15 protein-coding genes and 1 pseudogene are annotated in these 24,086 nt (G+C 72.5%); 7 read left to right on the forward strand and 9 right to left on the reverse strand.

Annotation, left to right across the window (positions count from 1 at the left end; all coding sequences use genetic code 11):
• Nucleotides 1-60 precede the first annotated feature (60 nt).
• Nucleotides 61-2,988, reverse strand: a complete 2,928-nt coding sequence (locus ABD951_RS13125) for a UPF0182 family protein (protein WP_425569846.1) — start codon at nucleotides 2,986-2,988, stop codon at nucleotides 61-63.
• A gap of 141 nt (nucleotides 2,989-3,129) precedes the next feature.
• Here ABD951_RS13125 and ABD951_RS13130 point away from each other — a divergent pair, with 141 nt between their 5' ends.
• Nucleotides 3,130-3,765 (forward strand): PPA1309 family protein, encoded by a 636-nt coding sequence (locus tag ABD951_RS13130; protein ID WP_425569842.1) that lies wholly within the window; start codon nucleotides 3,130-3,132, stop codon nucleotides 3,763-3,765.
• A gap of 56 nt (nucleotides 3,766-3,821) precedes the next feature.
• On the opposite strand, the gene ABD951_RS13135 is transcribed toward ABD951_RS13130, so the two are convergent.
• On the reverse strand, nucleotides 3,822-4,844 hold the full coding sequence (locus tag ABD951_RS13135) for a YlbL family protein (RefSeq protein ID WP_345345425.1): 1,023 nt from the start codon (nucleotides 4,842-4,844) through the stop codon (nucleotides 3,822-3,824).
• 118 nt (nucleotides 4,845-4,962) lie between these two features.
• On the opposite strand from ABD951_RS13135, the gene ABD951_RS13140 reads away from it, so the two are divergent.
• The 4 genes and pseudogenes from ABD951_RS13140 (at nucleotide 4,963) to ABD951_RS13155 (ending at nucleotide 9,456) form a co-directional block, all read left to right on the forward strand.
• On the forward strand, nucleotides 4,963-6,345 hold the full coding sequence (locus tag ABD951_RS13140; protein ID WP_345345427.1) for a zinc-dependent metalloprotease: 1,383 nt from the start codon (nucleotides 4,963-4,965) through the stop codon (nucleotides 6,343-6,345).
• A gap of 100 nt (nucleotides 6,346-6,445) precedes the next feature.
• Nucleotides 6,446-7,348 carry a hypothetical protein gene (locus ABD951_RS13145; protein ID WP_345345429.1) on the forward strand — a complete coding sequence of 301 codons (903 nt, stop codon included), beginning with the start codon at nucleotides 6,446-6,448 and terminating at the stop codon, nucleotides 7,346-7,348.
• A 7-nt stretch (nucleotides 7,349-7,355) separates the two neighbouring features.
• Entirely contained in the window at nucleotides 7,356-8,684 is a 1,329-nt protein-coding gene (locus tag ABD951_RS13150) for an ABC1 kinase family protein (protein ID WP_345345431.1), read from the forward strand.
• Between the two features lie 51 nt (nucleotides 8,685-8,735).
• Nucleotides 8,736-9,456, forward strand: a pseudogene (locus ABD951_RS13155) (exodeoxyribonuclease III).
• Nucleotides 9,457-9,508: 52 nt separating this feature from the next.
• On the opposite strand, the gene ABD951_RS13160 reads toward ABD951_RS13155, so the two are convergent.
• Nucleotides 9,509-9,751 carry a WhiB family transcriptional regulator gene (locus tag ABD951_RS13160; RefSeq protein WP_345345473.1) on the reverse strand — a complete coding sequence of 81 codons (243 nt, stop codon included), beginning with the start codon at nucleotides 9,749-9,751 and terminating at the stop codon, nucleotides 9,509-9,511.
• Between the two features lie 537 nt (nucleotides 9,752-10,288).
• On the reverse strand, nucleotides 10,289-12,463 hold the full coding sequence (locus ABD951_RS13165; protein ID WP_345345433.1) for an ATP-dependent DNA helicase UvrD2: 2,175 nt from the start codon (nucleotides 12,461-12,463) through the stop codon (nucleotides 10,289-10,291).
• Nucleotides 12,464-12,596: 133 nt separating this feature from the next.
• On the opposite strand from ABD951_RS13165, the gene ABD951_RS13170 reads away from it, so the two are divergent.
• Complete coding sequence (locus ABD951_RS13170) at nucleotides 12,597-12,854, forward strand: mycoredoxin (protein ID WP_345345435.1); 258 nt, start codon at nucleotides 12,597-12,599, stop codon at nucleotides 12,852-12,854.
• 207 nt (nucleotides 12,855-13,061) lie between these two features.
• Here the strand turns inward: ABD951_RS13170 and nudC are convergent, their stop codons facing one another.
• Both nudC and ABD951_RS13180 read right to left on the reverse strand, forming a co-directional pair.
• Nucleotides 13,062-13,964, reverse strand: coding sequence for an NAD(+) diphosphatase (nudC, locus tag ABD951_RS13175; protein ID WP_425569843.1), 903 nt, complete (start codon nucleotides 13,962-13,964; stop codon nucleotides 13,062-13,064).
• A 58-nt stretch (nucleotides 13,965-14,022) separates the two neighbouring features.
• Nucleotides 14,023-15,090 carry a potassium channel family protein gene (locus ABD951_RS13180; RefSeq protein ID WP_345345439.1) on the reverse strand — a complete coding sequence of 356 codons (1,068 nt, stop codon included), beginning with the start codon at nucleotides 15,088-15,090 and terminating at the stop codon, nucleotides 14,023-14,025.
• 260 nt (nucleotides 15,091-15,350) lie between these two features.
• Here ABD951_RS13180 and ABD951_RS13185 point away from each other — a divergent pair, with 260 nt between their 5' ends.
• Nucleotides 15,351-15,719 carry a DoxX family protein gene (locus tag ABD951_RS13185; protein ID WP_345345441.1) on the forward strand — a complete coding sequence of 123 codons (369 nt, stop codon included), beginning with the start codon at nucleotides 15,351-15,353 and terminating at the stop codon, nucleotides 15,717-15,719.
• Here ABD951_RS13185 and ABD951_RS13190 read toward each other — a convergent pair whose 3' ends face one another.
• From ABD951_RS13190 to ABD951_RS13200, 3 genes are all read right to left on the reverse strand, one after another.
• A complete protein-coding gene (locus ABD951_RS13190; RefSeq protein ID WP_425569844.1) occupies nucleotides 15,720-19,103 on the reverse strand; it encodes an ATP-dependent helicase in 3,384 nt (1,127 codons plus the stop codon).
• Nucleotides 19,100-22,387: an ATP-dependent helicase gene (locus ABD951_RS13195; protein WP_425569845.1), complete on the reverse strand. Its 3,288-nt coding sequence runs from the start codon at nucleotides 22,385-22,387 to the stop codon at nucleotides 19,100-19,102. Before ABD951_RS13195 ends, ABD951_RS13190 begins: the two co-directional genes overlap by 4 nt.
• Nucleotides 22,388-22,638: 251 nt before the next feature.
• Entirely contained in the window at nucleotides 22,639-24,048 is a 1,410-nt protein-coding gene (locus tag ABD951_RS13200) for an MFS transporter (RefSeq protein WP_345345445.1), read from the reverse strand.
• Between the last annotated feature and the right edge of the window lie 38 nt (nucleotides 24,049-24,086).

Raw genomic sequence — 24,086 nt, forward strand, 5'->3', positions numbered from 1 at the left:
AGCACCAAAGAGGCGCCCTGCCAACCGGAATCGGTCGGCAGGGCGCCTCTCGTCGTGTCGCTACTTGGGCAGGCCCTGGTACGCGGTCACGGCCTTCTGGAGCCGGTCCAGCGCGGCGCCGTAGGCGTTGAAGTCACCGCTCTGCTGAGCCGACTTCAACGCGGCCAGCGACGCGTCGATCTCGGCGAGCGCCTTGTTCACGTCGCCGGACGGCGCGGGGGGCGCGACCGGCACGGCGGGTGCGGGAGCCTGCGCCTGCTGCTCCGATTGCCCCGGCGGCTGCAACTCGGACGGCGTCGCCGACGGCGCGGTCGCCAGCGCACCGGCCCCCGGGAACACCTGGCTCAACGCCTCCGACAGCGTCGGCGCGTACCCGACCCGGATGCCGTTGGTGTCGCTGAAACTCACCAGCACACTGGTCAGCTGCGGGAAGGCGTTCGCCGAGTTCCGCTGCGTGTACAGCGGCTCGACGTACAGGATCCCGCCGTCGGAGATCGGCAGGGTGAGCAGGTTGCCGTACTGCACCCGGTTGGACTGCTTGAGCAGGGTCAGCGAACTGGCCACTCGGGAGTTCGACGTCATCGACGACTGCGCCTGCTGCGGGCCCTGGGTCTGGGTGTCCGTCGGCAGCTGCAGAACGGTGAACTTGCCGTAGTTCTGCGGGTCCGCGGCCACCGAGATGTACGCCGAGAGCAGTTCGCGGTTGTAGCCGACCATCGGGCTGGTCAGGCGGAACTCCGGCTTCGCGGTGTCCTGGTTGCCGAGCAGCACGTAGTACGGCGGCTGCGCCTTGTCCGTCTCGACGGTCGGATCGGTCGGCACCGACCAGAACGCGTTGTTGGTGAAGAACTCCTTCGGATCGTCCACGTGGTACTTCGCCAGCATCTCGCGCTGCACCTTGAACAGGTCCTCGGGGTAGCGGAAGTGCGCGCGCAGGTCCGGGGTGATCGCGCTCTGCGGCTGCACGGTCCCGGGGAACACGCCCATCCAGGCCTTGAGGACGGGGTCCTTCTCGTCGACCTGGTACAGCGTCACGGTGCCGTCGTACGCGTCGACGGTCGCCTTCACCGAGTTCCGGATGTACGAGACCTCCTTCTTCGGCAGCAGCCGACCGGTGTTGGCGTCGACGCTGTCGGCGACCAGGCCCTCCAGCGAACTGCGCTGCGCGTAGGGGTAGCTGTCGAGCGTGGTGTACGCGTCGACGATCCACTGCATCTTGCCGTCGACCACGGCCGGGTACACGGTCCCGTCGGTGGTCAGCCACGGCGCGACCTCGCCGACCCGGTCCCGGGGGTCACGGTTGTAGATGATCTTCGAGTCCGACCCGATCGCACCCGAGAACAGGATGTTGCGCTCGGCGTACTTGGCCGCGAATGCCACGCGGTTGAACCAGTTTCCGATCGGGACGCCGCCCTTGCCGGAGTAGGTGTACTTCGAGTCGTCGGTGTCGTACTCGCGCGGCGTGGCGCCTGCGGCGCCGACGATCGCGTAGTCGGCGTCCGTCTTGGCGATCACCTCGCCGAAGTAGATGCGCGGGTTGTCGACCTTGAGCACCGGATCGGCGGGCTGGGTCTTGAGGTCGCTGACGCTGTAGATCGGGTACCCACCGGTCGCGTTCTGGCTCTCGCCCTCGACCGCGGTGACCTGGTTCGCCGGCGCCGCGACGAAGCCGTTGCCGTGGGTGTAGACCGTGTGCCGGTTGATCCAGTCGGTCTGGTTGCCCTGCAGGTTCGACGGGGACAGCTCGCGGGCGGCGACCACGAAGTCGCGCAACTGTCCGTTGACGTTGTACCGGTCGACGTTCAGGCTCGGCGGGAACGCGTAGAAGTTCTTCAGCTGCTTCTGGGCGGTGAAGGTGGGCGAGAGGATGTTCGGATCGAGCAGCCGAGTGTTCGCGATCGTCGTCACGTCCGCGGGCAGGTCCTGGGGCTGCTTCTTCGCGACACCGCTGTAGTCGACGTACTCCACCTGGTCGTCGGTGATGCCGTACGCCTGGCGCGTCGCCTGGATGTTGCGCTCGATGTACGGGCTCTCCTTCTGCGCCGCGTTCGGCTTCACCGAGAACTGCTCGACCAGCATCGGGTAGACAGCACCGATCAGCACCGACGACAGCACCAGCAGGGCGGTCGCGAGCGCCGGGATCCGCATGTCCCGCAGGAAGATCGCCGCGAAGAACGCGAGCGCGCAGATCACCGCGATCGCCATCAGGATCAACTTCGCCGGCAGCACCGCGTTGATGTCGGTGTACCCCGCGCCGGTGAACGTCGGCTCCTTGCGGCCGCTGGAGAGCAGCGAGTAGCGGTCCAGCCAGTACGCGGCCGCCTTGAGCAGGATGAACGTTCCCGCCAGCACGCACAGCTGGATGCGGGCGGCACCGGTCAGCGCACCCTCGTGCCCCGACAGTCGCAGCCCGCCGAAGACGTAGTGGGTGACCAGGTTCGCGAGGAACGCGATCACCACGGCGACGAACAACCAGTTCAGCACGAGCCGGAAGAACGGCAGGTCGAACGCGTAGAAGCCGACGTCGAGGTGGAACTGCGGATCGTCGATGCCGAAGTCACCGCCGTGCAGGAACATCTGCACCGCAACCCAACTCGACTGCGCGACGAGGCCGGCGAGCGCGCCGATCACCACGGGCACGACAATGCCGAACAGCTTCAGGCGGCCCATCACCGTGGTGCGGTAGCGGGCGATCGGGTCGTTCGGGCCCGCCGCAGGCACGAACACCGGACGGGACCGGTACGCCATCAGCATGCCGGCGAACACCGCACCGCCGACGACCAGACCGACGACGAGGAAGAGCACGAGCCGGGTGAGCAGAACCTTCGTGAAGACGCCGCGGAACCCGACCTCGCCGAACCACAACCAGCTCACGTAGGCATCGATGAGCCGTGGCCCGATCAGGAGCAGTACCGCCGCAACGAGTGCCAGTACCAACAACACTCGGCTCCGTTTGGACAACGAAGGTAGTCCGGTGGGGGGCCGCATGCCCACGTGTCACGCTCCCGTGGTCGGGCGGCACGACGAGCGGGCCGCGGGGGTTTTGTCCCACTCTACGTTGGTTTCCTGTGTGGCCTCCGGCGTCGTCCGGGTTGTCCGGGTGCCGTGTCCGGGTGCGAGGATGACGGGGTGAGCGACTTCGACGGCGACTACACCCACCCCGGCCCGTCCGGCGCCGAGACCTACTCGGCGCAGGCCCTGGCCCGGTGCGTGCGGGAGGTGGCGGACCACGTGGACGCGGGCGGCTGGGGCCAGCCCCCGCAGATGTTCGCGCTCGTCCCCACCGCGGCCCTGGCGGCCGCGGAACCCGACCTGCTCGACCAGCTGGAGGACGGTGCCGAGCTGACCCCGGTCGAACAGGAGCCGTTCCCCGAGGACGTCGGCGGCGGCTCCCCCGCGCTCGACGAGTTCCTCGCGACGACCAGCTGGCCGGCCGGGGTCGTCGGCTGCGTCCTGGTCCAGGAGATCGTCGTGCTGCCGCCGGACGCCGCGTCGGCGCTCGATTCCGCGGTCGCGCCGGTGCTGGCGGACGAGCACGCCGCCGACGAGATGGCCCGCGCCACCGCGGGCGCGCATCCGGAGCGGCGCGACGCCCGCCTGATCGCGGCGGTGCTGCGCGACGGCCCGTCCGCGTGCGTGCTCGCCCTCAAACCCGACGAGGACGATCCCGACGCCGAGCCGGAACTGCTCACCCACGAGGATCTGGCCCCGAACCTGGTCAACGCCCTCTACGCGACGTTCGACGTCACCGACGACGACTGGTGAGGTGGCCCCCGGTCACGTGAACCGAACGCCGGGCACCGCGCTCACCCGCGTGGGCGTCAGCAGGACGGGGCGTCCGCGCCGGAGTTCAGCGCGTCGAGGGCGCCGACCGCGCCGTTCAGGTCGTCCACCCGGACCAGCCGCAACCCGTCCGGCACCCGCTGCCGGGCCTCGTCGCAGTTCTTCGCCGGGACCAGGAAGGTGGTCGCCCCCGCCTCGCGGGCGGCGATCATCTTGTACGGGATGCCGCCGATCGGCCCGACCTTGCCGTCCGAGTCGATCGTGCCGGTGCCCGCGACGAACCGGCCGCCGCTGAGCTCACCCGGTGAGAGCTTGTCGATCACGGCGAGGGTGAACATCAGGCCCGCGGACGGACCGCCCACCTCGGCGAGGTTGAAGTCGACGGTGAACGGCACCTCGGGCCGCTCGGTCGGGGTGATGCCCAGGTAGCCCTTGTCCGCGTGCCCGGGCCGGGCACCGAGCGTGACCGGGACGGCGACCTGCTGCCCGCCCCGGTCGACGACGATCGTCGCGGTCGTGCCCGGGGCCAGGTCGGCGACGGCCCGTTGCACGTCGCCGGTGGTGCGTACCGCGGTGCCGTTGACGCTGACGATCCGGTCGTCCACGTGGAGCAGGTCGTGCGACGGCCCGTCCTCCGCCACGTCGGTGATCACCAGCGCGACCGGTTCCCCCAGGTAGTGCAGGGCGGCCAGCTCGGCGGACTCCTCGGACTGCGCGAAGTCGGCGGCGTTCTCCTGCCGGACCTCGTCGCGGCTGCGGTCCGCCGGATAGACCTCCTCGCGCGGGACCAGGCCGTAGCGGCCGCTGAGCCAGAACCCGAACGCCTCGAAGACGTTCAACCCGTCCCGCACCGAGACCGTGGTCATGTTCAGATTCCCCGACGTCGGATCCAGCTCGGTGCCCTCGATGTCGACGACCTGTTTCCCGTCCACCTGGCCCAGGGTGTTGAACGTCGGGCCCGGCCCCAGCGCGACGAACGGCACCTGCACCACCGTTCCCAGCCCGAGCAACGCCACGACCGGCACCAGCGCCGCGAGCAGGGTGAGCATCCGTCGATTCACCCGGCCCAGCGTAGAGGTCGGCGCGGCACCGACCGTCCGGACCGGGCGGCGCGCCCTGTTCGCGCTCGGCGTGATTTCCGCTGCGGCCCGGCCGCGCCGCGCCTTGTACCGTTGACGTATGAGCAATCAGCCGTTCGGCTTCTCCAACTCCGACGACGACCCCGACCGCGACAAGAACGCCGGTGGCGGTCCGACCGGCCCCGGCGGAATGCCGTTCGGGTTCGGCGCCGAGGGCTTCGACCCGGCCGCGCTCGGGCAGATGCTCACCCAGTTCGGGCAGATGCTGTCCGGTATGGGCAGCGCGATGGGCACCGGCGGCCAGGACGGACCGGTGAACTACGACGTCGCGAAGAAGCTGGCGTTGCAGCAGATCGGTTCGGTCACGCCGGTCCCGTCGAGCACCGCGTCCGCGGTCACCGACTCCGCGCACCTGGCCGAGGTCTGGCTCGACGGCGCCACGACCCTGCCTGCCGGCGCGACCCGGACCGAGGCGTGGACGGCGGCCGACTGGCTGGAGAACACCCTCGACACCTGGAAGCGGCTGTGCGATCCGGTCGCGGAGCAGGTCTCGGGCATGTGGGTGTCGGGCCTGCCGGAGGACGCGCGGCAGATGGCCGGACCGATGCTCGGCATGATCGGGCAGATGGGCGGCCTGGCCTTCGGGTCGCAGCTCGGTCAGGCGCTGGGCCAGTTGGCGTCGGAGGTGTTGACGTCCACCGACATCGGCCTTCCGCTCGGACCGGCCGGCGTCGCGGCGCTGCTGCCGACCGCGATCGAGAAGTTCAGCGAGGGACTCGAGCAGCCGGACCGGGAGATCCTGGTGTTCCTGGCCGCCCGCGAGGCCGCGCACCAGCGCCTCTACGTGCACGTGCCGTGGCTGCGGCAACGCCTGCTCGCGACGGTCGAGGACTACGCCCGCGGCATCACGATGGACTTCTCCGCGATCGAGGAGGCCGCCCAGAACCTCGACCCGAGCGCGCTGGCCGACCCGTCCAAGCTCGAGGAACTGCTGCAGCAGGGCACCTTCGAGCCGCAGACGACGCCGGAGCAGAAGCAGGCGCTCGAACGCCTCGAGACGCTGCTCGCGCTGATCGAGGGCTGGGTGGAGACGGTGGTCGCGCAGGCCCTCGGCGACCGGCTGCCCGGGGTCGCCGCGCTGAGCGAGACGCTGCGCCGGCGCCGCGCGACCGGTGGACCCGCCGAGCAGACGTTCGCGACGCTCGTCGGCCTGGAACTGCGCCCCCGCAAGGTCCGCGAGGCCGCGCAGCTGTGGAGCCGGCTCACCGATGCCGCCGGCATCGAGGGCCGCGACGGCGTGTGGGCACACCCCGACCTGCTGCCGGATTCGAGCGACCTGGACAGCCCTGCCGCGTTCGTCGACCGCGTGGTCGGCGGCGGCACCAGCACGATCGACGACGCGATCGCCCAGATCCAGGAGATGGAGGCCCGCGAACGCGAGGAGCGCGGCGTCACCGGAACCGGCGACGAACCGAACGAGTAGTCACCGCACCCGAACGTCGCAGGTCATCGGGCGTCGGGGGCTGTGGACAACCCGCTGCGACGCGGCGGTCGGCGACCGGTCGGCTGGGATGCTGGCCGGCATGGACACCCTCGTCGGCGGGCACACCGGTCCTCGGCTCGACCCGCGCATCCCGGTCCTGACCCGTCCCAGTGGCGCCCTGCAGCTCGGGTGGGATCCGGACACCGCGCTGCTGCTGCGGCCCCCGGCCGGCGTCGCCGCGGACACCCTCGCAGGCATCCTGCGCCTGCTCGACGGCCTGCACCGCGAGGACGAGGTCGTGTGGCAGGCCAACCGTGCCGGCATCGACGGCGTCGACATCGCGCAGATCCTCGCCGAGCTGGACGCCGCCGGCGCCCTGGTGCCGCCGCGCCGCGAACCGGCGGTGCGCTCGGTGCACCTGCACGGGCGCGGTCCACTCGCGGACGGGCTCGCGGCCGCACTCGGCGACGGCCGGGTGCGCGTCGCACGCTCCGTCCCCGACCGGTCCGGCGCCTGCCCCCTCTCGCACGGGGCGGACTGCGTCGTCCTGACCGACGAACTGGTGCCCGATCCGCGAACGGTCGCGGGCCTGGTCGCCGCCGGCGTCGCACACCTGCAGGTCCGATTCCGGGACGGCCGCGGCGTCGTCGGGCCGCTGGTGCTGCCGGGGCGCACGAGCTGTCTGCGGTGCGCGGACCTGACCCGCACGGGCCGCGACCCCGAGTGGCCGCATCTGGCCGCCCAGCTGCTCGGCCGGGTCGGGCACGCCCGGCCGGACACCGTCCTGGCGACCACCGCGCTCGCGGCCACCGAACTGTCCGCGCTGATCGACGCCGACCCGGCCCGGCCACCGGCCAGCCTGAACGCCACCCTGGAGCTGGACCTCGCGGCGACGCGTCTGGTCCGCAGGCCCTGGCGTCCCCACCCGAGGTGCGGCTGCCGTGGTGTCGCCCGGGATCGTGTCACCAGGGATGTAGGCGAACCCGCCGATCGTCCGCCATGATGGGGGCGTGCCCGACATTCCCCGCCGCAGCTCAGCCCGCACCGCCAAACTCGCGAGCATCCCGCTGGGGATCGCAGGCCGCGCGGCGGTCGGCTTCGGGCGCAAGCTGGCGGGCGGCGACCGGGCGGAGATCGACGCGAAGCTCACGCAGCAGGCGGCCGAGCAGCTGTTCACGGTGCTCGGCGAGCTCAAGGGCGGCGCGATGAAACTCGGGCAGGCCCTGAGCGTGATGGAGGCCGCGGTCCCGGAGGAGTTCGCCGAACCGTATCGGGACGCGTTGACGAAGCTGCAGGCCGAGGCGCCCCCGCTGCCGGCGGGCAAGGTGCACCGGGTCCTCGACCAGCAGCTCGGTACCCGGTGGCGGGAACGGTTCACCAGCTTCGACGACACCCCGACCGCGTCGGCGAGCATCGGGCAGGTGCACCGGGCGGTGTGGTCGGACGGCCGCGATGTCGCCGTCAAGGTGCAGTACCCGGGTGCCGACGAGGCATTGCGGGCCGACCTGAAGACCCTGTCCCGGATGGCGGGCATGTTCACCGCGGTCATGCCGGGCACGGACGTCAAACCGGTCCTCGACGAGCTCAGCGCACGCACCGAGGACGAGCTCGACTACCGGATCGAGGCGAACAACCAGCGGGCGTTCGCCGCGGCGTTCGCCGGGGACCCGAAGTTCGCGATCCCGAAAGTCGTTGCCAGCGCGCCGAAGGTGATGATCACCGAGTGGATGGCCGCGACACCGCTGTCGGCGATCATCGGCGACGGCACCCCCGAGCAGCGCAACACCGCCGGGGCCCGGCTGGCGGAGTTCCACTTCGCGTCGCCGACCCGGGCCGGGCTGCTGCACGGCGACCCGCACCCCGGCAACTTCATGCTCGGCGACGACGGCCGGCTCGGTGTCCTCGACTTCGGTGCCTGCGCCCCGATGCCCGGCGGCCTGCCCCCGGTGCTCGGCCGGATGGTCCGGCTCGCGCTCGACGAGCGGTTCGAGGAACTCACGGAGTTGTTGCGCGCCAACGGGTTCGTGCTGCCCGGCCGGAACGTCACCGACCGCGAGATCGCGGACTACCTGCGCCCGTTCACCGACCCGATCCACACCGAGTCGTTCCACTTCACGAGGGCGTGGCTGCAGCGCGCGGCGGGTACGGCGACCGACCTCTCGTCGGACCACTTCCGCACCGCCCGGGCGCTGAATCTGCCCCCGAAGTACGTGATGATCTTCCGGGTGCTGCTCGGGTCGGTCGGCATCTGCGCCCAGCTCGACGCGGAGGCGCCCTACATGGGGATCCTGACGCAGTGGCTGCCCGGCTTCACCGAGGACGTGCGCAGAGCGGAGTAGCGCGGACCGTGCCGGGCGGTGCGCGGCGGCAGGCACCTAGACTGTGCGCTCGTGCGGATCGCGACCTTCAACGTCAACGGAATCCGTGCGGCGCAGCGTCGCGGATTCGAGCAGTGGCTGCGCGAACGGGCACCCGACGTGGTCGCGGTGCAGGAGATGCGGGCGCGCGCGGACGCGATCCCGGCCGGGGTGTTCGGCTCCTACCACCTCGCCTACGACGAGGGCGTGCTGGCCGGACGCAACGGCGTCGCTGTACCTGCCGAAGGGTGGCCTTCCGGCGCACCTGCAGAAGCCGGGGCGGATGCGGGAGGCGCCGGACGGCGGCGCCCGGTACGAGCGCAAGATGCGCTTCCTCGACGCGTTCGCGCGCCAGCTGACGCGCTCGCGCCGCGACGCCCGCGCACGCGGCCGGGAACTGCTGCTGATGGGCGATCTCAACATCGCGCACACCCGCCACGACGTGCGGAACTGGCGGCGCAGCAACCAGGTCGAGGGACATCTCCCCGAGGAACGCGAGTGGTTCGGGTCGATCCTGTCCCCGCGGACGCTCGTCGACGTCGTCCGCAGTCGGTTCCCCGACACCGACGGACCGTACTCGTGGTGGTCGTGGCTCGGGGAGTCCTTCACGAACGATGTCGGATGGCGTATCGACTACCACCTCGCGACACCGGCACTCGCGCGAGCGGCCGTCGCCGCGGGCACCGACCGCGATCCGGCCGCCGACCGGCGGATCAGCGACCACGCCCCGGTCGTCGTCGACTACGCCCTCTGAGCCGCGCCGGCGCCGGTGCCCCGGCGGTCGGAAGAACCGCCGGGACAACCGGTCACGCGCAGACGGCCACCTTCCGGGGGCGGCCGCGCGGGCGCTTGCGGGCGATCACCACGCCGTGGTCGAGGATCTCGCCTCCCCAGACTCCCCACGGCTCGGCACGGTCGAGGGCGGCGCTGAGGCAGCGGGCCCGGACCGGGCACTGCGCGCAGAGGGACTTCGCCAGCTCCAGTTCTGCGGGGGTCTCCCCGAACCAGAGATCGGGATTGTCGGCACGGCAAGGCAATTCGCGCTGCATCGACCCGGTGGTGGTGGGTTCGGTGATGGTGCGGACTGTCGCGGTGGACACGTCGTGCTCCTTACGGACTCGTCGATGGGTTCGGGGTGCGAACCGATGACCCGTCCTGGAGCCACCTCCCCGACGGGGAAGTACTCGAAAACACGAAAGGCCACGGTTCGCTGGGGCGTCCGTGGCCGGTGCGGAAACTGCTACCGAGTGTGGTCTCGGTGTGCGATCCGGGACACGGACGACTGAGCTGCTGCATGTGCGCGACGTCGGATGACGCGCTTCGGCGCCTCCGCCCACATGGCGGCGGGCAGGTGAGCGGCGCCGCCGACCAGTGCGGACGGCGCGAGCCACTGAGTGGCCGACGCATATGCCTGCGCGCTGCTGTTCCGATCGATCATGGTTCCGATCACCTCCCTTGTCGTTCGTGCGGTCCCACCGACGCGCGAGCGTCGGGGGCTGGCCATGACGGCAGGCCGAAAGCCCGCAACGTCGGAATCCAGGGTAAGCGGTACCGCGGGAACCGCACAACCCATTTTTGACCTGCGGTTATGCGTCCTCGATCAGGCTCGGCTGGCCGGTGCCGAGCGGGTTCTCGCCGCGCACCACGGCCAGCACGTCGGCCCCGAACCGCTCGAGTTTCTTCGCGCCGATCCCCGGGATCGCGACCAGTGCGCGGTCGTCGCGGGGCTGCTGTTCCGCGATCGCGGTCAGCGTGGTGTCGCTGAACACCACGTACGCGGGCACCTTCAGTTCCTTCGCCTTCTCCAACCGCCACGCCTTGAGCGAGTCGAACACCGCGGCATCGAGGTTCGACGGGCAGCCCTCGCAGCGGCCGAGCATCGTCGCCGCGGTGCCCAGCAGTTGCTTGCCGCACACCCGGCACCGGGGGCGCTTCTTCTGGGCCACCGGCGCCGCGATCCTGGACGCCGGCGAGTTCTCCGGCACCAGGTCGAGCAGGAACCTCGACCGGCGGCGTGAGCGTCGTCCGCCCGCGGTGCGGGACAGCGCCCACGACAACTGGAGGTGTTCGCGGGCGCGGGTGACCCCGACGTACAGCAGTCGACGCTCCTCCTCGACCGCCGCCTCGTCCGGCGGGGTCGACTTGTCCCCCAACGCATGCTGGATCGGCAGGGTGCCGTCGGTGAGCCCGACCAGGAACACCGCGTCCCATTCGAGACCCTTCGCGGCGTGCAGCGACGCCAGCGTCACGCCCTGGACGGTCGGAGGGTGCCGGGCCTCGGCGCGGGCGGCGAGGTCGCGAAGCAACCCGGCCAGGTCGAGGTCGGGCTGGTCTGCGAGCAGATCCTCCGTCAGCGCCACGAGCGCGGTCAGTGACGCCCACTTCTCCCGAGCCTGTGCGCCGGCCGGCTCGGTGTCGGTCAGGCCCAGCGGTACGAGCACCGCACGCACCAGCGTCACCAGGGCCGCGCCCCGGTCCGCGCCGTCCGGCAGGTCCTCGCGGGACGCGGTCTGCCGCAGCGCGCCGACCGCCTGCCGCACCTCCGGCCGGGTGAAGAACCCCTCCCCGCCGCGAACCTGGAACGGGATCCCGAGTTCGGTGAGCGCCTGCTCGTGTGCCTCGGACTGCGCGTTGATCCGGTACAACACCGCGATCTCCGCGGCCGGAACGCCGGAGTCGATCAGCTTCTTCACCGACCGCGCGACCGCGGCCGCCTCCGCCGGCTCGTCGTCGAACTCGACGAACGTCGGCTCGGGGCCCGGCGGGCGCTGACCGATCAGCTGGAGGCGGGTGCCGGCGATCCGGCCGCGCGCGGCCCCGATCACCCGGTTCGCCAGCGACACCACTTCGGGTGTGGACCGGTAGTCGCGTTCGAGCCGCACCACGGACGCGTCCGGGAACCGGCGGGAGAAGTCCAGCAGGTAGCGGGGCGACGCGCCGGTGAACGAGTAGATCGTCTGGTTGGCGTCACCGACGACGGTGAGGTCGTCGCGGTCGCCGAGCCAGGCGTCGAGGACCCGCTGCTGCAGCGGGGTGACGTCCTGGTACTCGTCGACGACGAAGCAGCGGTAGCGGTCCCGGAACTCCTGCGCCACCGCGACGTGCTCCTCGAGCGCGCCTGCGGTGTGCAGCAGCAGGTCGTCGAAGTCCAGGAGCATCGTGTCGCCGCGCACCTTGACGGACTCGTAGGCGGCGTACACGTCGGCCACCTTCCCCGCATCGGCCGGGGGCTCACGGCGCATCCGGGCGGCCGCCGCGGGGTAGTCCTCCGGCGCGATCAGCGACGCCTTCGACCACTCGATCTCCCCGGCCAGATCCCGCACGCTCTCGGTGTTGGTCGGCAGGCCCACCCGGTTCGCCGCCTGCGCGACGATCGCGAACTTGCGGTCCACCAGCTCCCACTGGGTGTCGCCTATCACCTGCGGCCAGAAGTACCGCAACTGCCGCAGCGCCGCCGCGTGGAAGGTCCGCGCCTGTACCTGGTTGGCGCCCTCACCGATGCCGAGTCCGCGCAGCCGGGACCGCATCTCCCCCGCCGCCCGGGCCGTGAACGTCACCGCGAGGACCTGCCCGGCCGCGACGTGGCCGTCGGCGACCAGCCGCGCGATCCGGTGGGTGATGGTGCGGGTCTTGCCCGTGCCTGCCCCGGCGAGCACACACACCGGCCCGCGTGGCGCCAGCACCGCCGCCGACTGCTGCGGGTCCAGTCCCTCGACGGTGTCACTGAGATCCTGGGCGCGCGCTGACATGGGCTCCATCATGACAGGGCCTGCCGACACGACCCGATGCGCCCGCGACGCCCGTGAGTGGCATGACCCGCATTGGGGTGAAGATCACTCGCGGGTCGCGGAGCCGCACGGAACAATTCGGCGGCGTCGTGATGTTGAACGCGCCGTGACCGCAACCGAGACCGTCCCCGCCCTGACCATGTACTCCACCACCTGGTGTGGGTACTGCCGCCGACTGAAGAAGCAGCTCGACGAGAACGGCATCACCTACGTCGAGGTCGACATCGAGCAGGATCCCGCTTCGGCCGAGTTCGTGGGCAGCGTCAACGGAGGCAACCACGTCGTCCCGACCGTGAAGTTCGCCGACGGCTCGACCGCGACCAACCCGAGTCTCGCCGAGGTCAAGAAGGTCCTCGGGGTCTGACCCGCACCGATCCACACGACCGGCCGTCTCCTCGGAGGCGGCCGGTCTGCTGTGTGCGCCCGGCGGTGCCGGCTGGTTGGCCCACGCCGGCGGTGCCGGCTGATTGGCCTACGCCGGCGGTGCCGGCTGATTGGCCTACGCCGGCGGTGCCGGCTGATTGGCCTACGCCGGCGGTGCCGGCTGATTGGCCCACGCCGGCGGTGCCGGCTATTTGGCCCACGCCTCGATCATGCCGCGGGCGATCGAGACGGAGCCGGGGACCAGCAGCGGCGCGTCCTCCGGCGAGGTCCAGTCCCCGAGCGCGAGCGCATCGCGCACTTCGTCACGGCCGAACCAGCGCGCTTCGGCGATCTCGCCGTCCGCGAAGTTCAGCGGGGTCTCCGGGTCGGCGATCGCGGAGAACCCGATCATGACCGACCGCGGGAACGGCCAGGGCTGGCTGCCGAGGTAGCGGATGTCACGGACCGGGACACCGACCTCTTCCGCGATCTCCCGGGCCACGCAGGCCTCGAGCGATTCCCCGGCCTCGACGAATCCGGCGAGCACCGAGAAGCGACGTTCGGGCCAGGTGCCGTTGCGGGCGAGCAGAACCCGGTCGGCACCGTCGTGCACCAGGCAGATCACCGCCGGATCGGTGCGCGGGAACTCCTCGTGGCCGGTGCTGGTGCTGTGCCGGGACCATCCGGACATCGTCGGTGTCGTCGCCGCCCCGTCGATCGCGCTGTACGCGGCGGCGTCGTGCCAGTTCAGCACCGCGACAGCGGTCGTCAGCAGGCCGGCGCTCGCGTCGTCGAGGCGGTGCCCGATCATCCGGAGGTCACCGAGCTGTCCGGTCATGGCCGGCACGCGCACCGCCCACACGTGCACGCCCTCGCGGCGGCCGAGGAACACCGCACCGGGGACGGGTTCGGCGCCGAGCTCGGTCGCCGGTTCGAGGACCAGGTCCGCACCGTCGATCCGGGCCTGGCCGCGGTGGTTGACTCGCAGGACCAGCGCGTCCGCCCACCCGGTCCGCAACGCCTCGGTGTCCGCGCGCAGTTCCTCGGCGCGGTCCAGCGCCGACCGGGACAGCAGGGGAACCTCGGTCATCTCGAAATCAGCCACGCCCATCACAGTAGGGTCTGCCATTCGCCTCGGTGCCGGGGCGGTGCCGGGTGCGTCCCGGTGATCAGTTGCCGACGCGGCGGATGTAGAGCAGCCGGTCGTTCTCCTCGACGGCGTCGACCTCCGGCGCGCCGACCCGCACGAGGCGCCCGTCCCGGACCACACCGAGCACGATGTCGGACAGGTGCCGCGGCGAGCCGCCGACCTCGTCGCGTTCGACCTCGCGTTCGGCGATCGCGAACCCGGCCTCGGGGGTGAGCAGGTCTTCGATCATCTCGACCACCGTCGGGGTGGTGCGGGCGATGCCGAGCAGCCGGCCGGCCGTCTCGGACGACACCACCACCGAGTCGGCGCCGGACTGCCGCAGCAGGTGCGCGTTGTCGGTTTCGCGGATCGCGGCGACGATCTTCGCCTTGGGGCCGACCTCCCGGGCCGTGAGCGTGACCAGTACCGCGGTGTCGTCGCGGTTGGCGGCGACGATCACCGACGCGGCGTTCTGGACGCCCGCCAGTCGCAGCACGTCCGACTTGGTCGCCGAGCCGTACACCGTCACCAGGCCGAGAGCGGCGGCCGAGTCGAGGACGGCCTGGTCGGTGTCGACGACCACGATCTCCGACGGCTTGATCCCGTCGCCGAGCATCGCGTCGACCGCGGTCCGGCCCTTCGTGCCGTATCCGACGACGACGGTGTGATTGCGCACGGTGTGCCTCCAACGCTGAATCTTGTACGCCTGGCGGGACCGTTCGGTCAGCGCGGCCAGGGTGGTGCTGATGAGGATGATGAGGAACAGGACGCGGAGCGGGGTGATCACCACGACATTGATCAGCCGGGCCTCCGGGGTGATCGGGGTGATGTCGCCGTAGCCGGTGGTCGACAGGGACACCGTCGCGTAGTACAGGCAGTCCAGGAACGACAGCTCGTTGTCCTGTGCGTCCCGGTATCCGTCGCGGCCGATGTAGATCACGAGGACGGCGAGCATCAGGACGGCGACCGCCATCATGACCCGTCGGAAGATCAGCTGGTACGGGCTACGCACCAGTTCGGGGATCCGCAGCACGCCCACTAGGGCGTAGTCGGGGCGCTCGGTCAGCACCTCCGGATCGGGCAGCCGATCCCGCAACTTACCGGCCATGGTCGGGACTCCAGTTCGCAGACATCGGCTGGGAGCCTAACCCCCGATCGAGCGGGTACGTGTGCGGCCGCGCGATGAGCGGTGTGGCCGAGCGGGCGAACACCCCGGCGCGACGCGAAATCCGGTGCGGACGCCGATGGGCGACACGACGCGGACGCCATCGGACGACACGGCGCGAGCGGTCGATGTGATCGACCCCAGTCGCGGCGCGGCGTGCTCCGGTGCTGGCGCATGCGGGCGCGGTCGGTCAGGCTGGATCCGTGGCCCTCTCCCCCGCTCCCGCTCTCGCCGCCCTGCTCCTCGGTTCCGGCACCCTGCATTTCGCGACTCCGAAGCCGTTCGACGCGATCGTGCCTCGGGCACTGCCCGGCAACGCCCGCACCTACACCGAGGTGTCGGGGGTCGCCGAACTCGCGATCGGGGCGGCGCTGGCGGTGCCGCGCACCCGACGGCTCGGCGGCACGCTCGCGGCGGCGCTGTTCGTGGCGGTGTTCCCGGCGAACGTGCAGATGGCGCTCGACTGGCTGCGGAGCGACCGACCGGCACCGGCCAAGGCGGCGGCACTCGCCCGGTTGCCGCTGCAGATCCCCCTCGTCGTCGCCGCGCTGAGGGTGCGGCGGGGAGCCTGATCACGCAGGCGACCGCTCGCCGGTGTCGGTCGCGGCCGGCTCGCCCGTGTCGGCGCCTGCCGTTTCGATCAGCCGGGTCAGGGCGTCGGCGTCGGGCAGGGCGTCGGGCGCGATGGTGCGCCCGGTGCGCACGTAATGGAACGCCGCCCGAACCCGTGACGGGTCGACCGGCGCCCCGCCCCGCGCCTGGGCGCGTGCGGACATCAGTTCCGCCCAGGCGATCCGGTAGGCGGCCAGCTGCATGACCACGGCGCGCTCGTTGGCGGCGCTGGGCTCGGCTCCGGTCTTCCAGTCGATCACGGTCCAGCCGCCGTCGGGATCGGCGAACACGGCGTCGATCCGGCCACGGACGACGGTGCCTGCGATGGACGTCTCGAACGGCACCTCGACCTCGACGGGACTGCGGTGCGCCCACCGCGATCGCAGGAACGCCTCCTGCAGCGCCTCGAGGTCGGTGTCGGCGGCACCGTCCGTGTCGGCGGCGCCGGGCAGCTCGTCCATGTCGAGCAGCCGGGTCGCACCGAACCGGCGCTCGACCCAGGCGTGGAACGCGGTTCCTCTGCGCGCCAACGGGTTCGGGGGGAACGGCAGCGGCCGGCGCAGCCTGGCGGCGAGCGCATCGGGCGCGGCGGCCAGGTCGACGAGCTGACTGACGGACATCTGCGTCGGCAGCGCCACCTCCGCTCGCGCCGCGGCGCGAGCGGCCCGTTCGGCGAGCAGCGCGTCGACGTCGGCTGCCCAGCCCTCCGGATCGTCGGCGGGGTCGGGGTCGGCCGGGGCCTTCGCGGCCAGCGCGGCGAGTACCAGCGCGGCGCCACGTTCGACACCGACCTTCCTGTCCCCCAACGGGTCCCGCGGCCATTCCAGGCTCACCGGTTCGGCGGTCAGCGGATTCTGCGCCTCGGGGTCGGGGTCCGGCGCCCAGCGTTCGACGGTGCCGATCGACCGGCCACTCTGCGCCGCGCCGTCGACGACCGCGCGGAGCTCGGTGAGGAAATCCGACGGGCCCTTCGGGGTGGTCCCGGCTTCGGACCAGTGGTGTCCGGAGACGTACAGCGCGCGCTCGGTGCGGGTGAGGGCGACGTAGAACAGGCGGCGGTCCTCGTCGAGTTTGCGGCGTGCGAGGGCGTCCTTGTGCGCGGTGATCGCGTCCTCGAGGTCCTTGCGGTCGCAGACGTCCTCGAGGTCGAGGACGGGGACCCCGTCGGAGGCGTCCTCGCCGAGCGCCCGGTCGCCACGCAGCGACGGCGGCAGTTCGCCGACGGTGCCGAGCCAGGTTCCGGTGGCGGTCCCGGACGGGAACACCCCGTCGACCACGTGCGGCACGGCCACGACCTCCCACTCGAGGCCCTTCGCCGAGTGCACGGTCAGTACCTGCACCCGGTCGGGCGCAACCTCGACCTCACCGGGCGCGAGCCCGTTCTCGACGGTCTCCGCGGCGGCGAGGAACGCGAGCAGCCCGGTCAGTGTCGCCGACGGGTTGCGGGCGTAGTCGGCGACGGCGTCGGCGAACGCGTCGAGGTGTTCGCGGCCGGCGCCGCCGGGGTGGACCCAGGGCAACCGGGACTGCGCCTCGATGCCGATGCCGAGGACCCGCTCGACCTCGGCGACCAGTTCGGTGAGCGGCTGCCCGATCCGCTCCCGCAGGGACGTCAGTTCCGCGGCGAGTGCGGTGATGCGTGCGTGTCCGAGCGCCGAGTACCGGGACGGCGCACCCGGGTCGGCGATCGCGTCGGCCAGGCCCGCCTGTTCGGCGTGCTCGCCGGGCAGCGCCGCCTCCAGCGCCTGGTCGAGACTGTCCTGGTCGGTGACCGCGCCGCCGGCACTGCGCGCGGCCCCGACCGCGAGTTCCCGGGCCCGTCTCCACAGCGCGGCGAGGTCGGCGACGCCGAGCTGCCAGCGGGCTCCGGTCAACACCCGCACGGCCGCGCTGCCTGCGAGCGGGTCGGCGACCACGCGGAGCATCGCGATCACGTCCGCGACCTCGGGTACGTGCAGCAGCCCGCCGAGCCCGACGACCTCCACCGGCAGCCCGCGCCGGCGCAACGCGGCCGCGACCGGGGCGGCGTCGGCGTTGCGGCGGATCAGGACTGCGGCGGTCGGCGGCGCCTCGTCGCGGTCCCGGGCGGCCGTGTACTCGGCGGCGATCAGGTCGGCGACCCACTCCCGCTCCCGGTCGACGTCCTCGTGCAGGGCGATGCGGATGTCGCCCACGGCCGCATCGGGTTTCGGGCGCAGCTCCGGTACCGGGACGCCACGTTCCCGCAGGCTCGCCGACGACGCGTTCGCGAGTTCGAGCGCTTCGGGCGGATTGCGCCAGCTGGTCAGCAGTTCCAGGCGCGGGGCGGGGCGTCCGTCGGGCAGGGGGAAGTCGGTGGCGAAGCGGGGCAGGTTCGCGGCGGAGGCGCCGCGCCACCCGTAGATGGACTGCATCGGGTCGCCGACCGCGGTCAGCGCGAGGGCGCCGTCCTCGCCGCCGCCGAACAGCGATGACAGCAGCACCCGCTGTGCGTGCCCGGTGTCCTGGTACTCGTCGAGCAACACGACGCGGAACCGTGCACGTTCGGCGCGGCCCACCTCGGGGTGGTCGGCGGCGACGCGGGCCGCGAGGGACATCTGGCTGCCGAAGTCGAGTGCCCCCTCGCGCCGCAACGCGTCCGCAACCCGCTCGACCAGCGGCAGCAGCGCGACGCGTTCGTGCTGGGTCTCGAGGACGTCGAGCAGTGCCTTCTTCGGCCCGCCGCGTTGGCGGGGCCCGGCGGGCAGCGTGTGGATCAGTTTGTCGAGTTCGGTGTGCGCCTCCCGCAGGTCCGCGGGTTCGACGAGATGTTCGGCGAGCTGCCCGGACAGGTCGAGCACCGCCTCGGTCAGCGAGGTGGGGTTGCGGTCGGTGTCGAGGTCGCCGTCCCAGGAGCTGACGACCCGGAAGGCCAGCTGCCACAACGCGGTCTCGGACAGGAGGGAGGCGGACGGTTCCATCGGCAGCAGCAGCCCGTGTTCGGTGAGCAGCCGGCCGGCGTACGAGTGGTAGGTGCTGACCTCCGGCTCTCCGGACAGGATGCGACCGCGCAGGTCCTCGCTCAGCCCCAGCCCCCGCACCACGCGGGGATCGGCGAGGCGGGCGAGCCGTTTGCGGATCCGGGACGTCAACTGCTGTGCGGCTTTTCGCGTGAAGGTCAGGCCCAGCACCTGCTCGGGGTCGACGAGGCCGTTGGCGACCAGCCACACCACCCGGGCGGCCATCGTCTCGGTCTTGCCTGCGCCGGCGCCGGCGACCACCAGGGTCGGGCCGAGCGGCGCGGCGATCACCGCGGCCTGTTCGGGGGTCGGCGGGAACTGGCCGAGCGCGGCCGCCAGCATCGCGGGGCTGATCCGTGGGGTCACGCCTCGGTCACCTGCCGTCCCTCCTCCTGCGCCGGGCAGCTCGACACCACCGGGCAGTGCCGGCACCCGTCGTTCGGCCGCGCCCAGAACTGCGGCCCCCGGGTGGCGGCGGCGGCCGCGTGCACCACGTCGAGCCACTGCTCCTCGGTCTCCTCGGTGAGCGGCGCCTGCAGTCGTTGCGCGGCGCCTTCCTTCTGATTCGCCTTGGCCACGAACACCAGTCGGGCGCCGCCGGGCCGCTCGGCGGGCTCCCCGGCGATCGCCCCGTGGGCGGCGGCGAGCTGGTAGGTGGCGAGCTGGGCGTGCTGCTCGGCGGCGTCCTTGCTGACCGGGGTGCGGGCCGTCTTGACGTCGACGACGACGGGCCGGCCGTCGGCGTCGCGTTCGAGCCGGTCGATGCGACCGCGCAGCCGCACCGCCGGTTCCCCCTCGATGCGCGCCTCGAGCACACCGTCGACGGCGACCTCGACACCGACCTCGGTGAGCTCACCGCGCGTGCGGCGCAGCCACTCCGAGAACGCGTCGATCATCTGCGCGGTGCGGTCCATCTCGCGGCGCGAGTACCACTGCGAGCCGAGGTCGACGGCGTCCCACGCGGTGGCCAGTGCCCGGCGCACCTGGTCGGGCGGCATCTTCCCGGCCACCGCCTGCACGAGGGTGTGGACCAGGGTGCCGGTGACGGCGTGCGTGTTCTCGCCGTCGGTGCCGCCGTGCCGTTCCAGTGCCCACCGCAGCGGGCACGCGTCGAGCTGCTCGATCGTGGACGGGGACAACGGGACCGGACCGTCCTCGATCTGCCACAGCGGGTCGGCGGAACTGCGACCGCCGACTCCGTACCACTGTTCGGGGTGGGCGCCGCGCACGCCGGCGCGGGCGAGGCGGGCCAACTGGGCGGCCGCGCGGCGCTGCATGTCGGGGTCGGTCTCGGCGAGGTCGGGGTCGCAGACGACGCGGCGCAGTTCGGCGATCAGCGACGACAGCGCCAGCACCCTGCTCGGGAGGGCGGGCGCCGGGTCGGTTCCGATGTCGCCGAGATCCTCGTCGGCGCCGAGCAGTTCGTCGACGAATCGGGACGGCTCGAGGTCCGAGTCCCCGGCCGTCGAACTGACCGCGGTGACCAGGAGGGTGCGGCGGGCGCGGCTGCAGGCGAGCAGGAACAGCCGGCGTTCCTCCGCGAGCAGCGGCGCCGTCCGGGAGAGCGGGGTCTCGCCGGGGTCGCCGACCCCGGCGGTGAGGTCGACGAGCTCCTCGGTGCCGAGCAGGGTCCCTCGGGCACGCAGCCCGGGCCACAGCCCCTCCTGGACGCCGGCGACCACGACGACGTCCCATTCGCGGCCGGCGGCGGCGTGGGCGCTGAGCACCGACACCGCCTCCGGGACGGCGGCCGCCGACCGCGGGTCGCTCGGGATCTCCTGGTCGGCGAGGTAGTCCACGAACCCGGCGAGGCTCGCACGGGGCAGCCGGTCGACGTAGTTCGCGGCGGCGTCGAAGAGCGCGACGACGGCGTCGAGGTCGCGGTCGGCCTGCGCGCCGATCGGGCCGCCGCGCACCGACGCCGCCGCCCACCGCCTCTCGAGTCCGGTCGCCTGCCAGCACGCCCACAGCACGTACTCGACACCGCGGCCCTGGGTGTGCGCCGTGCGGGCGCGGGCGAGGACGGTCAGCACGCGCCGCAGCGCGGCGAACTCTCCCTCGGTCAGCTTGTCGATCACGCCCTGGTGGGCCTGTTCACCGTCGACGATCATCGCGCGCAGCAGTTCGGCCGAGTCCCGCTCGCCGCCGGTCGCGAGTTCGACGCGGCGCAGCCCGCGGCGCAACCGGCGCAGCGTCACCGGGTCCGCGCCGCCGACCGGCCCGGACACGAGTGCCAGGGCGTCCTCGCCGGCGAACGGTCCGCCGGCGATCGCACGCAGGGCCAGCAGCAGCCCGCCGACCGCGTGCTGCCGCGCCAGGGGCAACTCGGACGCCGCGGTGGTCACCGGCACGCCGGCGGCGAGCAGGGCCCGGCGCAGCGGCGCCAGGACCCGCGGCACCGAGCGGACGATCACCGCCATCCGCGACCACGGCACCCCGTCGTGCAGGTGCGCCCGGCGCAACGTGTCGGCGATCAGGGCCGACTCCTTGCCCGCGGTGCCGAGCACCGCGACCGAGGCGTGGCCGGTCTCGTCGGTGGCCGGCTGCGGGGCGCGGTGCGGCTGCCGCCCCGGCAGCCGCGCGGCCACCCGCGCCGTCACCTCCGAAACCCGTTGTGTGGAGCGATGATTCGTCGACAGCAGCACGCGGCGATCACTGCCCGGGTCGGCGAGATCGATCAGGAAGCGGGAGTCGGCGCCGCGGAACCCGAACACCGCCTGGTCCGGGTCGCCGGCGACGACCGCCAGGTCGGCGCCCCGGGAGAGCAGCCGCACCAGTTCCGCTGCCTGCGGGTCCAGGTGCTGGGCGTCGTCGACGAGCAGGCACCGGATGCGGGCGCGTTCGCGGGCCAGCAGGTCGGGGTCGGTGGCGAACGCGGTCAACGCGGCCCCGACCAGTTCGGCGGCGTCGAGGGCCGGCGCGGTGGCCTCCGGGGCCTCGACGCCGACCGAGCCACGCAGCAGCATCACCTGCTCGTAGCGCGTCACGAACGTGCCCGCGGCCGTCCACTCCGGTCGCGTGTGCTCGTGTCCGAGGCGGATCAGGTCCTCGGGGCCGAGGCCGCGTTCCCCGGCGCGCAGCATCAGGTCCCGCAGCTCCGCGGCGAACCCGGCCAACGGCAGCGCCGGACGCAACCGCTCCGGCCAGTACTCGGCGTCGTCCTCGACGTCCCCGCGGAGCATCTCGCGCAGGACGGCGTCCTGTTCGGCGCCCGTGATCAGGCGCGGCGGCGGGTTCGAGTGCGCGGCCGCCTGCAGCCGGAGCACCGCGAACGCGTACGAGTGCACGGTGCGGACCAGCGGCTCCCGGGTGGCCCGCGACGGCCCGGCGCCGAGCAGGGCGGTGGTGATCTCCTCCCGCACCGCGGTCGCGGCCCGCCGGGAATGCGTCAGCACCAGAACCGATTCCGGGTCACCGTCCGCTCCGGCTATGCGAGAGGCGGCGAGGTCGACGAGCAGGGACGTCTTGCCGGTGCCCGGACCGCCGAGCACCTGCCAGGGCCGCCGTTCCCGACGGACTCCCCCGTCGGCCGCGTCCCGCAGCAGCGGCGCCGCGTCCGGGCCCCAGGTCCGGGCGTCGGGCTCGCGCGGGGGCCGCCGCACCAGGGTGGTGGTGGGCCGGTCCCCCCGCTCGTCGCTCATGACGGGCATTCCATCACGCGGCACCGACAGGCCCCGACGCCCCCGCGGCCGCGCCGTCGGATCGCCCAGCGAACCCGCCCGGCGGCCCTCTCGCGCTGTTCGTCGGCCCGGTCACCGCCGGCAGCACGGCCCGGGACCCGGCGACCACCCATCCGTGGACACCCCCGGCCATGGGCGCTCCCGCCGCCGCGAGGCGTCGGACACGCCGGTGCCCGTGGCGGACACGACGGTGGCCCGTGCCGGGTGCGGATCGTTCGGGATCAGGCGCCGACGGGCCGGCGCAGCCGCGCGGCGTCGCGGACCGGGCGAATCAGGACGGCGCCGACGAGCGCGGCACCGATGCAGGCGAACCCCAGCACGAGGTACCCGCGGTTGTAGCCGTCGAGGGCGGTCGGCGCGGACTGCACGAGGTGGCCCATCACGGTCGGCGCGACCATGCCGGCGAGGGTGGAGATCGCCACACCGACACCCAGCACGGTGCCGCGCTGGCGCACCGGGCTGATCTGCCCGGCCAGCGTCTGGCCGAGCGCGAACACCGACCCCGGCGCGGTCAATCCCACCACCAGCAGCACCAGGCTCACGCCCGGGTCGTCCACGAGCACCCCGGCGACGGTCAGCAGACCGCCCACGCCGACCATCGCCACGCTGAGCATGCCGCGTGACCAGGTGGTGGAGACTCCGCGCACGGTCAGCTGCTGGGACACGATGCCCGCGCCGAGTGTCATCACCCCGCCCACCGCCCAGAAGACCGCGACCGCGGTGCCCGCGGCGGTGAGGGAGAAGCCGCGGCCCTCCTGCAGGAACCGGGGCAGCCAGGTCACCGACAACGCCAGCCCGAAGTAGGCGGCGAATCCGAGCAGGGTGGATCCGACGAAGGTGCCGCAGGTGAGGATGCGCCGGTAGCCGGCCCGCGCCTCCTCGACCGCGGTGCCCGCGGCGGCGGTGGCGACCGCGGAGGCCGACGACGTTGCAGATCCCGACGACGTTGCGGATGCCGACGACGTTGCGGATGCCGACGACGTTGCGGATGCCGACGACGTAGCTCCGTACGGCCCCTCCTGCCGCACGAACGCGAGCCACAGTCCGATCCACACCACCCCGGCCAGGATCAGGACCAGATACCCCTGCCGCCACCCGGCGTGGACGATGACCCACGCGAGAACCGGCGCGGCGACGATCGTGCCGACACTCGCGCCGAGCGCGACGACACTGCTGGGGATCTGCCGCTTCTCGTCGACGAACCACTTCTGCAGCGCGTGGTTGGCCAGCCCGAACGCCGGCCCCTCCGCGGCACCGAGCAGCACCCGCGAGGCGACCAGCAGCCCGAACGAGGACGTCCAGAGCATCGGCAGCTGCGCCACCGACCAGGTGAGCGCGAGCGCGACCAGCAGCCATCTGGTCGGGACCCTGTTCGCGAGCGTTCCGACGCCGATCGCGGACACGCTGAACAGGAGGTAGAAGGCGCTGGCCACGTGCCCGTACGACGCCGCATCGAGGTCGAACGCGGCGCTCATCGGCTTCGCGGCCAGACCGAGGACGGCCTTGTCCGCGAAATTGACGAGCATGAACCCGAACAGCAGACCGGTCACCAGCCAGGCCTGGCGGCTCCCCCACAGGCCTCGCGCACCCGCATCGGCCGCGTTCGAGTTGGTCACCGGGATCACCGACACGCGCGCCTCCTTGCGTGAGCTCCACCGCACCCACTGTG

It is taken from the genome of Rhodococcus olei, from assembly GCF_039540555.1.
GTDB classification, from domain to species: domain Bacteria; phylum Actinomycetota; class Actinomycetes; order Mycobacteriales; family Mycobacteriaceae; genus Rhodococcus_G; species Rhodococcus_G olei.